14 protein-coding genes are annotated in these 14,128 nt (G+C 73.4%); 9 read left to right on the top strand and 5 right to left on the bottom strand.

All coding sequences use genetic code 11. From position 1 onward, the window contains the following. Positions 1-2: 2 nt before the first annotated feature. From DQ239_RS10685 to DQ239_RS10675, 3 genes are read right to left on the bottom strand one after another with little or no spacing between them, the layout of a single operon-like run. Complete coding sequence (locus tag DQ239_RS10685; protein ID WP_113834404.1) at positions 3-1,640, bottom strand: ABC-F family ATP-binding cassette domain-containing protein; 1,638 nt, start codon at positions 1,638-1,640, stop codon at positions 3-5. Positions 1,641-1,674: 34 nt separating this feature from the next. After that, the gene (locus DQ239_RS10680; RefSeq protein WP_113834403.1) at positions 1,675-2,715 is read right to left on the bottom strand and encodes an adenylate/guanylate cyclase domain-containing protein; all 1,041 of its coding nucleotides are present in this window, start codon (positions 2,713-2,715) and stop codon (positions 1,675-1,677) included. Between the two features lie 10 nt (positions 2,716-2,725). Beyond that, positions 2,726-3,196: a universal stress protein gene (locus DQ239_RS10675; RefSeq protein ID WP_113834402.1), complete on the bottom strand. Its 471-nt coding sequence runs from the start codon at positions 3,194-3,196 to the stop codon at positions 2,726-2,728. A gap of 214 nt (positions 3,197-3,410) precedes the next feature. Here DQ239_RS10675 and DQ239_RS10670 point away from each other — a divergent pair, with 214 nt between their 5' ends. The 7 genes from DQ239_RS10670 to DQ239_RS10640 all read left to right on the top strand — a co-directional run bounded on the left by DQ239_RS10670 (position 3,411) and on the right by DQ239_RS10640 (position 11,322). Then, on the top strand, positions 3,411-4,355 hold the full coding sequence (locus DQ239_RS10670) for an ATP-binding cassette domain-containing protein (protein WP_233489068.1): 945 nt from the start codon (positions 3,411-3,413) through the stop codon (positions 4,353-4,355). Then, a complete protein-coding gene (locus DQ239_RS10665; RefSeq protein ID WP_113834401.1) occupies positions 4,352-5,107 on the top strand; it encodes an ABC transporter permease in 756 nt (251 codons plus the stop codon). Before DQ239_RS10670 ends, DQ239_RS10665 begins: the two co-directional genes overlap by 4 nt. Positions 5,108-5,291: 184 nt before the next feature. Further along, positions 5,292-9,032, top strand: a complete 3,741-nt coding sequence (locus DQ239_RS10660) for a multifunctional oxoglutarate decarboxylase/oxoglutarate dehydrogenase thiamine pyrophosphate-binding subunit/dihydrolipoyllysine-residue succinyltransferase subunit (protein ID WP_113834400.1) — start codon at positions 5,292-5,294, stop codon at positions 9,030-9,032. An 18-nt stretch (positions 9,033-9,050) separates the two neighbouring features. After that, positions 9,051-9,239: a DUF6104 family protein gene (locus tag DQ239_RS10655; protein ID WP_113834399.1), complete on the top strand. Its 189-nt coding sequence runs from the start codon at positions 9,051-9,053 to the stop codon at positions 9,237-9,239. Next, positions 9,236-9,985, top strand: a complete 750-nt coding sequence (locus DQ239_RS10650) for an ABC transporter (RefSeq protein ID WP_199582874.1) — start codon at positions 9,236-9,238, stop codon at positions 9,983-9,985. Before DQ239_RS10655 ends, DQ239_RS10650 begins: the two co-directional genes overlap by 4 nt. A 51-nt stretch (positions 9,986-10,036) precedes the next feature. Next, positions 10,037-10,750, top strand: coding sequence for a metal-dependent hydrolase (locus DQ239_RS10645; RefSeq protein WP_113834398.1), 714 nt, complete (start codon positions 10,037-10,039; stop codon positions 10,748-10,750). Then, positions 10,747-11,322, top strand: a complete 576-nt coding sequence (locus tag DQ239_RS10640; protein WP_113834397.1) for an AAA family ATPase — start codon at positions 10,747-10,749, stop codon at positions 11,320-11,322. The genes DQ239_RS10645 and DQ239_RS10640 overlap by 4 nt, the downstream gene beginning before the upstream one ends. On the opposite strand, the gene DQ239_RS10635 is transcribed toward DQ239_RS10640, so the two are convergent. After that, the gene (locus DQ239_RS10635) at positions 11,312-12,508 is read right to left on the bottom strand and encodes an NADP-dependent malic enzyme (RefSeq protein ID WP_113834396.1); all 1,197 of its coding nucleotides are present in this window, start codon (positions 12,506-12,508) and stop codon (positions 11,312-11,314) included. The genes DQ239_RS10640 and DQ239_RS10635 overlap by 11 nt on opposite strands. A 53-nt stretch (positions 12,509-12,561) precedes the next feature. On the opposite strand from DQ239_RS10635, the gene rfbC reads away from it, so the two are divergent. Beyond that, positions 12,562-13,164 carry a dTDP-4-dehydrorhamnose 3,5-epimerase gene (rfbC, locus tag DQ239_RS10630; RefSeq protein WP_113834395.1) on the top strand — a complete coding sequence of 201 codons (603 nt, stop codon included), beginning with the start codon at positions 12,562-12,564 and terminating at the stop codon, positions 13,162-13,164. A 10-nt stretch (positions 13,165-13,174) separates the two neighbouring features. On the opposite strand, the gene DQ239_RS10625 is transcribed toward rfbC, so the two are convergent. Continuing rightward, positions 13,175-13,540: a S26 family signal peptidase gene (locus DQ239_RS10625; RefSeq protein ID WP_113834394.1), complete on the bottom strand. Its 366-nt coding sequence runs from the start codon at positions 13,538-13,540 to the stop codon at positions 13,175-13,177. Positions 13,541-13,592: 52 nt separating this feature from the next. On the opposite strand from DQ239_RS10625, the gene sodN reads away from it, so the two are divergent. Beyond that, the gene (sodN, locus tag DQ239_RS10620) at positions 13,593-13,994 is read left to right on the top strand and encodes a superoxide dismutase, Ni (protein ID WP_113834393.1); all 402 of its coding nucleotides are present in this window, start codon (positions 13,593-13,595) and stop codon (positions 13,992-13,994) included. Positions 13,995-14,128 lie beyond the last annotated feature (134 nt).

The raw sequence follows: 14,128 nt of genomic DNA, 5'->3' as shown, positions 1-14,128 counted from the left end.
GCTCAGCCTTCGACGACCTGCCCACCGGAGACGTGCAGCCGCCTCGTCGTGTGCACCGCGTCGAGCATCCGGCGGTCGTGCGTCACGAGCAGCAGCGTCCCCCCGTAGCCGGCCAGCGCCTGCTCCAGCTGCTCGATGGCCGGCAGGTCGAGGTGGTTGGTCGGCTCGTCGAGCACGAGCACGTTCACCCCGCGGGCCTGCAGCAGTGCCAGCGCCGCCCGGGTGCGCTCCCCCGGCGACAGCGTCTCGGCCGGGCGCAGCACGTGCTCGGCGGTGAGCCCGAACTTGGCCAGCAGGGTGCGCACCTCCGACGTCGGCCAGTCGGGGACCTCGGCGCCGAACGCGTCGAGCAGCTGCTCCGCCCCGAAGAACAGCCCGCGGGCCTGGTCGATCTCCCCGATGCGCACGGCCGGCCCCAGCGCCGCCGTCCCCTCGTCGAGCGGGACCCGCTCCAGTAGCGCCGCCAGCAGCGTGGACTTGCCCGACCCGTTGGCGCCGGTGATCGCCACCCGGTCGCCCCAGTCGACCTGCAGGTCCAGCGGCCCGAGCACGAAGTCGCCGCGGCGGACGACGGCGCCGCGCAGGGTGGAGACCACGGCCCCGGCGCGCGGTGCGGCGGCGATCTCCATCCGCAGCTCCCACTCCTTGCGGGGCTCCTCCACGACGTCGAGCCGCTCGATCATCCGCAGCGTCTGCTTGGCCTTGGCGGCCTGCTTCTCCGACGACGCCCGGTTGTGCGCCTTGATGTGCTTGTCGCCGTCCTTGGACTTCTTGATCGAGTCGCGGACGCCCTTGGCCATCCAGTTCTTCTGCATCCGGGCCCGCGCCTCCAGGCCCGCCTTCGTGTCGGCGAACTCCTCGTACTCCTCGCGCGCGTGCCGGCGGGCGACCTCCCGCTCGGTCAGGTACGCCTCGTAGCCGCCGTCGACCACGCGCACCAGCTGCTGGGCCAGGTCGAGCTCCACGACGCGGGTGACGGTCCGGGAGAGGAACTCGCGGTCGTGGCTGACCAGCACGATGCCGGCGCGCGAGCCGGCCACGAAGCGCTCCAGCTGGTCCAGGCCGGCCAGGTCGAGGTCGTTGGTGGGCTCGTCGAGCAGCAGCTGGTCGTAGCGCGAGAGGAGCAGCGAGGCCAGCCCGACGCGGGCGGCCTGGCCACCGGAGAGCCCCGTCATCTCGGCGTCGAGGGCGACCCCCGGCGCGACCTCGGCGACGACCTCGGCCGCGCGCTCCTCCAGATCGGCGCCGCCGAGGGCCAGCCACCGCTCCAGCGCCTCGCCGTAGGCGTCGTCGGCGCCGTCCTCTCCCGCGGTCAGCCGCTCGGTCGCGTCGTCGAGCGCCGCCTGCGCGGCCGCCACGCCGGTCCGCCGGGCGAGCGCGCCGAGCACCGACTCCCCCGGGTGCCGCTCGTGCTCCTGCGGCAGGTAGCCCAGGGTCGCCGTCGGCGGGCTGAGCGCGATGCTCCCGGCCTCGGCGGGCAGCTCACCGGCGAGCGTCCGGAGCAGCGTGGACTTGCCCGCGCCGTTCACCCCGACCAGGCCGACGACGTCACCGGGGGCGACGACGAGGTCCAGGTCGGCGAACAGCACGCGGGCGCCGTGACCGGCGGCCAGGCCGCGCGCGACGAGGGTGGCACTCACGGGGTCGAGGGTGCCATCGCCGTCGCGGGCCCGATCACTCCTGGTCGAACGAGTCCTCGTCGTAGCCGCTGTCGTCCGGGGCGTCGTCGGCCCGGCGCCGCCGCACGAGCCAGGGCTGGAGGTGGTCGTAGCCGCGCACCGAGACCCGGCGCAGCGGGCGCACCCGGTACTCCTGCAGGTCCCGGATGCGGTGCGCCAGCTCGCGGTCGACCAGGAAGGTGCCGGGGCGGGCGATCGAGGTGAGCCGGCTGGCCAGGTTCACGACCGGTGAGTAGACGTCGCCGAGCCGGGTGAGCACCGCCCCGAAGGCCGCGCCCACCCGCAGCAGGGGGCGCTCGGGCGAGGTCCAGGCATCCGGCAGCGCCAGTCCGATGGCGGCGGCGTCGGCGGGGGCGTCCGCGGTGAACAGCACCCCGTCGCCCACGGTCTTGACCACCCGGCCGTGGTGCCGGGCGATCACCTCGGCGGCGATGCTCTCGAAGTCCTCGACCATCGCGCCGAGCTCGCGGCCGCCCATCCCCCGGCTCCGCGAGGTGTACCCGACCAGGTCGGCGAACCCGACGGTGAGCTCGCGGCGGTCGCCTTGCCCGGCGGTGACCAGCCGGCCGGCGTTGGCCGCGAGGTGCCGCCGCCACACGTAGTCGTGCACCTGGCGCAGCCGCGGCAGGAGCGCCCGCGCGGCCTCGACCGCGTCGTCCGGGGAGACCACCCGGCGGCCCGGCCCCGCGGCGCGGGCGAGGGAGTCGGCCAGCATGTCGGTCTGCCAGTCGGCCAGCCGGGACAGCGACTGCCCCATCGCGCGGGCGATCGTGGCCTCCGTGGAGGGGTCGACGAAGCCGGAGTCGATCAGGGTCGACAGCACCCCCAGCGCCTCGACGTCGGCGTCGGTGAAGACCGGGTCGTCGTCGGCGGCATCGGGGAAACCCAGCGCCCGCCAGAGCCGCTGGGTGCGCTCCGCCGGGATCCCGGACAGCTCCGCCACCTGCAGCCGGGTGTACCGGCGCGGCCCGTCGAGCAGCAGCCGCTCCAGCGCGTCGCGGGCGTCGGAGCCCGGGTCGGTGCCGGGGTGGTCCATGCCGGAGGGGTCAGCCGGTGGTGTGGACGACGAGCACGTCGCACGTGGAGCGGCGGGTGGCGTCCGCCGGCACCGAGCCGAGCAGGCGGCCCTTGATGCCGTTCAGGCCGCGGTTGCCGACGACGAGCAGGTCGGCGTCCTCGCGCCGGACGACGTCGAGCAGCGTCTCCACGGGCGAGCCCTGCACGGCGAGGGTGCGCACGTTCGCCGCCCCGGCCGCGCCGGCCCGCTCCGCGGCGGTGCGCACGGTGTCCTCGGCCGGGTGCGAGCCCACGACCTGGTAGGCCTCGTCGCCCAGGGCGTCCTGGGCGCGGGACAGCTCGCGGTCGTCGGCCTCGGTGGGCAGGTAGGCGCAGGCGATGACCAGGGTGGCCCCGGTCGCGCCGGCGATGGCCCCGGCGCGGGCGACCGCCCGGAGGGACGACTCCGACCCGTCGGTGCCGACGACGACCGTGCGGTAGGCGTGCGTGCTCTGGCTCACCCGGCGAACTCTAGGGGAACCGTCGCCCACGGACACCCGGAGCTCCGGGGAGGCCGGGCCCCCCACCAGCACCGACGTCGCCGGTGATCGCCACCCGGGACGCGCCGATCGCGAAGAGGCATCCCGCCGCCGGGCCGGTGCGATTGGATGGCCGGATACCGGCACAGACGAGGAGTACGACATTTCCAGCGCACCGACCGCGCCGACCGCCCCCGTGCGGGTCGAGGTACGCGGCCTGACCAAGTCCTTCGGGGCCGTGCGGGCGGTGAGCGACCTGGGCTTCACCGTGGAGCCCGGCCAGGTCACCGGCTTCCTCGGCCCGAACGGCGCCGGCAAGACGACGACGCTGCGCATGGTGCTCGGGCTGATCCGGCCCGACGCCGGCACCGCCACCTTCGACGGCGTGCCCTATCCCGACCTGCCCGACCCGACCCGCACCGTCGGCGCGGTCCTGGAGACGGCTTTCCACCCGGCCCGCTCCGGGCGCAACCACCTGCGGGTGTACTGCCGCGCGGCGGGGCTGCCGCTCCGGCGCGCGGACGAGGTGCTGCACCAGGTGGGTCTGTCCGACGCCGGCAGCCGCCGCGCGGGCAGCTACTCCCTGGGCATGCGGCAGCGGCTGGCCCTGGCCGCCGCGCTGCTCGGCGACCCCGGCGTCCTGGTGCTCGACGAGCCGGCCAACGGCCTGGACCCCGAGGGCATCCAGTGGCTGCGGGGCTTCCTGCGGCACCTGGCCCACGACCAGGGCCGCACCGTCCTGGTGTCCAGCCACCTGCTGTCGGAGGTGGAGCAGACCGTCGACCGCGTCGTGATCGTGGGCGCCGGCCGGCTGGTCCGCGAGGGCTCGATCGCCGAGCTGCGGGCGGGTGCCGCGAACGGCGGCACCGTGCTCGTCCGGAGCCCGGAGGCGGCACGGCTGGCCGAGGTGCTGCGCGCCGAGGGCAGCCAGGTGGTTGCCGACGGCGACGGCGCCCTCACCGTCACCGGCCGCACGGCCGCCGAGATCGGTTCCCGCGCCTTCGCGGCGGGTGTGGAGCTGCACGAGCTGCGGCCGCACACCAGCGGGCTCGAGGAGATCTACTTCCAGCTCACCGCCGGCCAGGAGCAGTTCGCCGCTCCGACGCCCGGCGTCCCGGCCGCCGAGGGAGCAGCCCGATGACCCGCCTCGTCCGCGCCGAGTGGACCAAGCTCTTCACGACCAAGGTGTGGCTCGGCCTGCTGCTGGGCTCGGTCGTGATGGTGGCCGCCTTCGCGATCTTCTTCACCTCCTTCGCCGGCGACCCGGAGTCCGGACTGCCCGCGGTCGGGACGCCGCTGTACGAGGAGCTCATCCTCTCCACGGCGGCCAACGCCAACATCCTGTTCCTCATCCTCGGGATCATCGGGATGACCCAGGAGTACCGGCACCGCACCGCGACGCCGACCTTTCTGACCTCCCCGCGGCGCGGTCGCGTGGTCGTCGCCAAGCTCGTCGCCTACGCGCTGGCCGCCGCCGCGTTCGCGCTCGTCGTCGTGGCCGTCAACTACGTGGTGGTCGCGATCCACGCCGGTGCCCGCGGCGCGGCGCCGTCCCTCGACGGCGACAACCTCGCCACCATGGCCGCCTCGCTGGTCGCCCTGGTCATCTACGCGGTCATCGGCGTGGGGCTCGGAGCGCTGCTGCGCAACCAGGTCGGCGCCATCGTCGGCGGGCTGGTCTACCTGTTCGTCATCGAGCCGATCATCCGGTCGGTGCCGGCCACGGCGGGCGCCTACAAGTGGATGCCCGGCGGCGCGCTGGAGGCGCTCACCGCGACCTTCGAGGGGCCCGAGCTCCTGGAGGCCTGGCAGGGCGGCCTGGTGCTCCTCGCCTACGGGCTGCTCGCGGCGTTCCTCGGCACCCTGCTCGCGGTCCGGCGCGACGTCGTCTGAGCGCGCCGACACGCCCGGGGGCGGCCACGTGCTGCTCCCGGGCGGGCGCCGCTCCCGCCCCGGCAGGCGCCCTGGTACGCCCCGTCGACATGCCCGGTCGCCTCACCCGGACGGGCGTAGACTCCCCCCTCAGCCAGCGATGCCCTGAAGACACAGCCCAGAGACGAAGAAGGCACTCGACCCCGTGTCAAGCGAGAACTCATCCCGGACCCCTGCCCACTCCCCGGTGACGGGGTTCGGCACCAACGAGTGGCTGGTCGAGGAGATGTACCAGCAGTACCAGGCGGACCCCTCCACGGTGGACCAGGCCTGGCACGAGTTCTTCGCCGACTACCGGCCGGGCAGCCCGCTCGACGGCGGCGTCCGCGAGAGCGCCCCGGCGCCCGCACCTGCTGCGCAGGAGCCGGCTCCGAAGGCCACCGCCCCGAAGCCCGCCCCCGCGCAGCCGGCGCGCAGCGAGACCCGGACCGAGGCGACCGTCGTCGCCCGCGCCGCGGACCGCGCCGACCAGCAGCAGCCCGCCGCCCCCGCGCCGAAGCCGGCCGCGCCCGCTCCCCCCGCCGGGGGCACGCAGTCGCCGCTGCGCGGTGCCGCCGCCGCCGTCGTGAAGAACATGAACGCCTCGCTCACCGTTCCGACGGCGACGAGCGTGCGCGCGGTGCCGGCGAAGCTGCTGGCCGACAACCGCATCGTCATCAACAACCACCTCAAGCGGGCGCGCGGCGGGAAGATCTCCTTCACGCACCTCATCGGCTACGCCCTGGTGCGTGCGCTGGACGCCTTCCCGAACATGAACAGCGCCTACGCCGAGGTCGACGGCAAGCCGGTGCACGTCCAGCCCGAGCACGTGAACTTCGGGCTGGCCATCGACCTGCCCAAGCCCGACGGTTCGCGGTCGCTGGTGGTCGCCTCGATCAAGGCCGCCGAGCAGATGGACTTCGCCCAGTTCTGGGCCGCCTACGAGGACATCATCCGCCGGGCGCGGAACAACAAGCTGACGATGGAGGACTTCTCCGGCACCACGATCAGCCTGACCAACCCGGGCACGATCGGCACCGTCCACTCGGTGCCGCGGCTGACCGCCGGCCAGGGCGCGATCATCGGCGTCGGCGCCATGGAGTACCCCGCCGAGTTCCAGGGGATGAGCACCGAGGCGCTCACCGAGATGGGCATCTCCAAGATCATCACGCTCACCTCGACCTACGACCACCGGGTCATCCAGGGCGCGGAGTCCGGCGACTTCCTGCGCCGCCTGCACGCGCTGCTGCTCGGCGAGGACGGCTTCTACGACGAGGTCTTCCGCTCGCTGCGCATCCCCTACGAGCCGGTGCGCTGGCTGCCCGACGTGCGGGTCAGCCACGAGGGGCAGATCGACAAGGAAGCCCGGGTCATCGAGGTCATCGAGGCCTACCGGCGCAACGGCCACCTCATGGCCGACACCGACCCGCTCGAGTACCGGGTCCGCAAGCACCCCGACCTGGACATCCGCGAGCACGGGCTCACCCTGTGGGACCTCGACCGCAAGTTCCCGGTCGGCGGCTTCGCCGGGGAGCGGATGATGGCGCTGCGGGACATCCTCGGCGTCCTGCGCAACTCCTACTGCCGCACCGTCGGCATCGAGTACATGCACATCACCGACCCCGAGGAGCGCGAGTGGCTCCAGGAGCGGGTCGAGGTCGCGCACGAGCAGCCCGACCGCGACAAGCAGAAGCACGTGCTCGGCCGGCTCAACGCCGCCGAGGCGTTCGAGACCTTCCTGCAGACCAAGTACGTCGGCCAGAAGCGGTTCAGCCTCGAAGGCGGTGAGTCGCTGATCCCGGTCCTCGACGAGGTCCTGATCGCCGGCACCGACCACGGCCTGGACGAGGTCGCGATCGGCATGCCGCACCGTGGCCGGCTCAACGTGCTGGCCAACGTCCTCGGCAAGAGCTACGCGAAGATCTTCGGCGAGTTCGAGGGCAACATCGACCCCGGCACCGTGCAGGGCTCCGGCGACGTGAAGTACCACCTCGGCGCCGAGGGCACGTTCGAGAACCCCTTCAAGGCCGGGGCCCGGATCGCCGTCTCGCTGGCGAGCAACCCCTCGCACCTGGAGACGGTCAACCCCGTGCTCGAGGGCGTCGTGCGCGCCAAGCAGGACATGATCGACAAGGGCGACGACGGCTTCACCGTCCTGCCCGTCCTGCTGCACGGGGACTCCGCGTTCGCCGGCCAGGGCGTGGTCCAGGAGACGCTGAACCTCTCGCAGCTGCGCGGCTACCGCACCGGCGGCACCGTGCACGTCGTCGTCAACAACCAGGTCGGCTTCACCACGTCGCCCGCGGCCGCCCGGTCGAGCCTGTACTCGACCGATGTCGCCCGGATGGTCAACGCGCCGATCTTCCACGTGAACGGCGACGACCCCGAGGCGTGCGTGCGGGTGGCGCGGCTGGCGGTCGAGTACCGGCAGGCGTTCAAGAAGGACGTCGTCATCGACCTGGTGTGCTACCGCCGTCGCGGGCACAACGAGGGCGACGACCCGTCGATGACCCAGCCGCTGATGTACGACATCATCGACCGCAAGCGCTCGGTCCGGAAGCTCTACACCGAGGCGCTGGTCGGCCGCGGGGACATCACCCTCGAGGACGCCGAGGAGGCGCTCAAGGACTACCGCGAGCAGCTCGAGCGGGCCTTCGCCGAGACCCACGACTCGAAGGACTCCTCGGGCCCCGAGCCGGTCATGGACCCGCGCACGGCGCAGGAGTCGCAGGTCGCCACCGCTATCACCCCCGAGGTCCTCAAGACCATCGGTGACGCGCACGTGTCCTTCCCGACCGACTTCACCCCGCACCCCAAGCTCAAGAAGATGCTCGAGCGGCGCGCGGCGATGGTCACCGAGGGCGGCATCGACTGGGCCATGGGCGAGCTGCTGGCCTTCGGGTCGCTGCTCATGCAGGGCGTGCCCGTCCGGCTGGCCGGGCAGGATTCCCGGCGCGGCACCTTCGTGCAGCGCCACTCGGTGCTCATCGACCGGGAGAACGGCGCGGAGTACACCCCGCTGGCCAACCTGACCGACGACCAGGCGAAGTTCTTCGTCTACGACTCGCTGCTGAGCGAGTACGCCGCGCTCGGCTTCGAGTACGGCTACTCGGTGGCCAACCCCAAGGCCCTGGTGCTCTGGGAGGCCCAGTTCGGCGACTTCGTCGACGGCGCCCAGATGGTCATCGACGAGTTCATCAGCTCCGGTGAGGCGAAGTGGGGCCAGCGCTCCGGCGTCGTCATGCTCCTGCCGCACGGCCTCGAGGGCCAGGGCCCCGACCACTCCAGCGGCCGCATCGAGCGGTTCCTGCAGCTGTCGGCGGAGAACAACATGACCGTCGCCAACTGCACCACCCCCGGCAACTACTTCCACCTGCTCCGCCGTCAGGCGCTCTCGGACGTGCACCGGCCGCTGGTCGTGTTCACGCCGAAGTCGCTGCTGCGGGCCAAGGTGGCGGTCAGCCCGGTCTCGGACTTCACCGACGAGGTCTTCCGTCCCGTCCTGCGCGACCCGGGCCTGAACGGGCAGCCGCTGGACGGCTCGGCGGTGCGCCGGGTGCTGCTGTGCAGCGGCAAGGTGGCCTACGACCTGATGGCCCAGCGGGAGTCCGAGGGCACCTCCGACGTCGCCGTCGTCCGGGTCGAGCAGCTCTACCCGCTGCCCGCCCAGCAGATCGTCGAGGCGCTCGAGCAGTACCCGAACGCCACCGACGTGGTGTGGGTGCAGGAGGAGCCGGCCAACATGGGCGCCTGGCAGTTCATGGCCGTCAACCTCCCCGAGCACCTGCCCTGGGGCCGCACGCTGCGGCGGGTCAGCCGGCGCGCGTCGGCCAGCCCGGCCGTCGGCTCGGCCAAGGTCCACGACGTCGAGCAGCGTCAGCTCGTCGCCGAGGCCTTCGCGGACTGACCGACCCGGGACGCGACCGTGTACTTCACCGACCGGGGGCTGGAGGAGCTGGCGACACGGCGGGGCGAGGAGCAGGTGACCCTCGCCTGGCTGGCCGACGAGCTCCAGGTCTTCGTGGACCAGAACCCCGACTTCGAGGTGCCCGTCGAGCGGCTGGCCACCTGGCTGGCCCGCGGCGGCACCGGCGACGATCCCGACGAGGAGTGACCGCACCCCGATCCACGCCGGCCCGGCTGCCGCTGGCGCGGGTCGGGGTGCGTCCGGACATCGGTGATCCCGGTGCCTGGTACTGGCAGGTCCCCGCGGTCGCGCAGCTGCGCGCCGAGGGCATGCAGCTGGGCCCGGTCACGGTGCTCGTCGGCGAGAACGGGAGCGGCAAGTCCACCCTGGTGGAGGCCGTGGCCCAGAGGTGGGGCAGCTCCCTGACCGCGGCGGTGAAGCACTGGGGGCCACTGGTGCCCGGTCCGGACGCAGCCACTCTCTCCTGGGACCTGGAGCTCGAGGGCGAGCGGCCGCGCCCCCAGGGCGGGGTGTGGCTGCGCGCCGAGGCCATGCACAGCCACTTCGCGGGGGTCGACGCCGGTGTCGACGGCCTGCGGGCGTTCGGCGGACGCGCGCTCCACGCCCGCTCGCACGGCGAGGGCTTCCTCGCCTTCCTCGAGTCACGCACCGACGAGCGCGGGCTGTGGGTGCTCGACGAGCCGGAGTCCGCGCTGTCGTTCCGGTCCTCGCTGCGGCTCCTGGCGCTCATCGACGGCGCGGTGGCCGCTGGGTCGCAGGTGCTGCTCGCGACGCACTCCCCGCTGCTGGCCGCGTTCCCGCGCGCCGTCGTCTACGAGCTGGACGGCGACGGCTTCTCCCGGCGGCCGTGGGCGGAGCTGGACCTCGTGCAGGACTGGCAGGCCTTCTTCGACGACCCCGCCCGTCTGCTGCACCACCTCCTGGACGACTGACGCCCCGCGCGCCTCCCCTGCGGCCCGCTGACCGGGGCGCACGCTGGGTGCATGCTCGGTCACTCGCATGCGCTCTCCGGTCTGGCGGCGGGGGCGGCGACCCTGCCGTGTGCCCCGGTCCACGGCCCCGTCGCGCAGATGTCGTGGGTCGCGGCCGCCGGCGGCTTCGCCATGCTGCCCGACCTCGACCACCGCGGATCGACGGTGTCGGACATGTGGGGCCCGGTGACCGACGTCCCCTCGGGGATCGTCGGCACGCTCACCGGCGGCCACCGCTGGGGCACCCACGACGCCGTCCTGGCGCCGCTGGCCCTCGGCGGGCTGGCCGTCCTGGCGGCGGACACCTACTGGTCGAGCCTGCTGCTCATGGCGCTGGCCATCGGCCTGGCGCTGCACGCGCTGCACTTCGTCATCCCGGGCACCACCGAGACGACCATCGTCGGCAACATCGCCCTGTCGTGGGCGGGCGCCTGGTGGCTGCTGGACCACAGCCCGCAACCGACCTGGCTGCCCTGGGCGGTGGCGCTGGGCGTGCTCACCCACATCGCCGGGGACTCCCTCACCACGGCCGGGATCCCGCTGCCGGTGCTCTGGCTGCTCCGGCGGAAGCGGCTGGCCCTCTCCCCCCTGCGCACCGGCACCGTCGTCGAGAAGGCGGTCCTGGTGCCGCTGTTCCTGGTCGCCACGGTCGCGTTCCTCTGGATCAACACCGACGTCCGGAACGCGTTCGACCCGATCGTCGACCGGTTCCTCAGCGCCGGGTGACCGACCGCGAGCCACCGCGGGTGGTGCTGCTGAACGGGCCACCGGGCATCGGCAAGACCACCCTGGCCCGGCGCTACGTGCTGGACCGACCGCTCGCGCTGGCTCTCGACATCGACACGTTGCGCCGCGGCCTGGGCCGGTGGGAGGAGCACCAGGAGGCAGCGGGGCAGCTCGCCCGGGCGCTGGCGCTGGCCATGATCCGGACGCACCTCGCCGCGGGCCACGACGTCGTCGTCCCGCAGTACGTGGCGCGCACCGAGTTCCTCGACGCCCTCGCAGCCGCGGCCGACGCCGGCGGTGCGCGCTTCGTCGAGGTGTACCTGACCGATGCCCGGGAGGCCGCCCTGGAGCGGTTCGCGGCCCGGGCAGGCGACGAGGCGGCCGCGCAGCACCACGCCGAAGCGGTCCGGACCCTCGGGGGTCCCGCCGAGCTGGCCGCGATGGTCGACCGCATCGAGGCGGTGCGCCGCCGGCGACCACGGGGCATCACGGTGCCCACCCGGGCCGGCGCGATCGAGGAGGCCTACCGGTCGCTGCTCGCCGCGCTCGAGGCGGCGTCGCTCAGACCGTGACGTGCTGCTCCCGGGCGCACGCGGCGACGGCGTCCGCGACCGCCGCGGCCACCCGGCGGTCCAGGGGGCTCGGCACGATGTAGTCCGGCCGCAGGTCGTCCCCGACGACACCGGCGATCGCCTCGGCGGCCGCCAGCTTCATCTCCTCGGTGATGCTGGTGGCGCCGGCGTCGATCGCTCCCCGGAACACCCCCGGGAAGGCGAGCACGTTGTTGATCTGGTTGGGCAGGTCGCTGCGCCCGGTGGCGACGACGGCGGCGTGCCGGGCGGCCATCTGCGGGTCGACCTCGGGGATCGGGTTGGCCAGCGAGAACACGATCGCGTTCTCCGCCATCGCCGCGATCGCCGACTCCGGGACCGAGCCACCCGACAGCCCGAGGTAGACGTCGGCGCCGGCGAGCGCGTCGGCCATCGTGCCGGCGTGCCCCTCGCGGTTGGTGTTCTCGACCAGCCACTGCTTGCTCGCCGTCAGATCGCCGCGGCCGGGGTGCAGGAGCCCACGGGAGTCCGCCACCGCCAGGTCACCCACGCCGGCCTCGAGCAGGATCTTGGTGCACGCCACCCCGGCCGCGCCGGCCCCGGACACGACCACGCGCAGGTCGCCGAGCGTCCGGCCGGTCACGCGGGCCGCGTTGCGCAGCGCGGCCAGCACCACGATCGCCGTCCCGTGCTGGTCGTCGTGCATGACCGGGATGGACAGCCGCTCCCGCAGCCGGGCCTCGATCTCGAAGCACCGGGGCGCGCTGATGTCCTCCAGGTTCACCCCGCCGAAGGACGGCGCCATGGCCACCACCGTCTCGACGATCTCGTCGACGTCGGTGGTCGCAAGCACGATGGGCACCGCGTCCAGGCCGGCGAAGTCGGAGAACAGGCAGGCCTTGCCCTCCATGACCGGGAGGGCGGCGGCGGGCCCGATGTCCCCCAGCCCGAGCACGGCGGTGCCGTCGGAGACGACGGCGACCACCCGCGGGGCCCAGGTGAACCGGCGGGCCAGCGCGGGCTCGGCGGCGATGGCGCTGCTGACCCGCGCGACGCCCGGGGTGTAGGTCAGCGAGAGGTCGGCGATCGACTCGATCGTCCGGGTGGGGGTCACCCGGAGCTTGCCGCCCTCGTGCACCGCGAACGCCGGATCGTCGGCGAAGCGGTCGGTCTGTTCCTCGTCCTGCGCACCCCGGATGCCGCTCATGGATGCAAGAGCGTAACCGGGGCCGCGGGGTCCCCAACCGCTACCGTGCCCCCGTGCAGATCCGCGAACTGGCCGTGCCCGACAGCTACGCCTTCGACCTCGTCCCGCACGGCGACACGCGTGGCCGTTTCACGGAGTGGTACCGGGCGGACCTCCTGTCCCAGACCGTGGGACACGCCCTGCCGCTCGCGCAGGCCAACCACAGCGTCTCGGCGCGGGGTGTGCTGCGCGGCATCCACTTCGCGCTGGTGCCGCCGGGCCAGGCGAAGTACGTCTACTGCCCCGCCGGGCGGGTCCTCGACGTCGTCCTCGACGTCCGCGTCGGTTCGCCGACCTTCGGCGTGCACGACGCCGTCGTGCTGGACAGCGAGCAGCCGCGCGCGGTGTACCTCGCCGAGGGGCTGGGCCACGCCTTCGTGTCGCTGGCGGACGGCAGCTCGCTCACCTACCTCGTCTCCAGCGGCTACGACCCGGCGCGGGAGTTCGGCATCCACCCCCTCGACCCGGCTCTGGACCTGCCCTGGCCGGCCGACCTGCAGTTCGAGCTGTCCGCGAAGGACCGGGAGGCCCCCACCCTCGCGCAGGCGCAGGAGCAGGGCCTGCTGCCCGCCTACGCCGAGAGCACCGCCCGCTACGCCGAGCTGCGCGGCCGCTGACCCGGCCGGCCTAAGAGCCCGGCGGCAGGGGCAGGCGCCCGGGCCGCGGCCACAACCGGGCCACCACGCGGCCCACGACGACGGCGGGACCGAACGCCCGGCTGTCGTCGGTCACGAACGGGTTGTCGCCCTGCACCCAGTGCCCCCCGTCGACGGCGTGGTGCACGCGCTTGACCACGAGCAGCTCCGGGCGGGACGGGAACCGGGCGAGGACGACGTCGCCGTCCCGGACGGCGCCGGGGCGGACCCGGCGCACCAGCAACCGGTCACCGGAGGCGACGGTCGGTGCCATGGAGGGGCCGCTCACCCGGGCCAGCGCCCAGACGCTGTCCAGGGGAGGAACCCCCAGGTCACCCGCGCTGTCGCCGTCGCTCACCGCGAGTAGGGTCGCAGACGAACGTCATTCCACGACAACCGGAGGCATCTCCATGCGTCTCACCCGCCTGTTCTCCGCCGTGGAGGCCACCGCGCACTGCGACCTCCCCTGCGGCGTGTACGACCCCGCCCAGGCCCGCATCGAGGCCGAGTCGGTCAAGGCCATCCAGGAGAAGTACCAGGCCAGCGACGACGAGGTCTTCAAGATGCGCTGCGTGCTCATCAAGGAGCAGCGCGCCGAGCTCGTCAAGCACCACCTGTGGGTGCTCTGGACCGACTACTTCAAGCCCCCGCACTTCGAGAAGTACCCGGAGCTGCACGAGCTCGTCAACAAGGCCACCAAGCAGGCCGGTGCCGCGGGTGGCAAGGGCAGCATGGACCCCGCCGAGGGGCAGAAGCTGCTCGACTACATCGCGCAGATCGACAAGATCTTCTGGGAGACCAAGGCCTCCTGAGCACCACCCCTCCGACTGCCGGGTCGCCCTCACGGGTGGCCCGGCAGTCGGCTGTCCAGCCCCCCGCACCGTAGAGGTGGTTGCGACGGCGGCCCGCCCCGTCAGCGGACGACCGAGCCGAGGGCGGGCCGGTA

It is taken from the genome of Blastococcus sp. TF02-09 (assembly GCF_003319105.1).
Lineage (GTDB): Bacteria > Actinomycetota > Actinomycetes > Mycobacteriales > Geodermatophilaceae > Blastococcus.
This window is presented reverse-complemented; position numbering and strand designations above follow the sequence as displayed.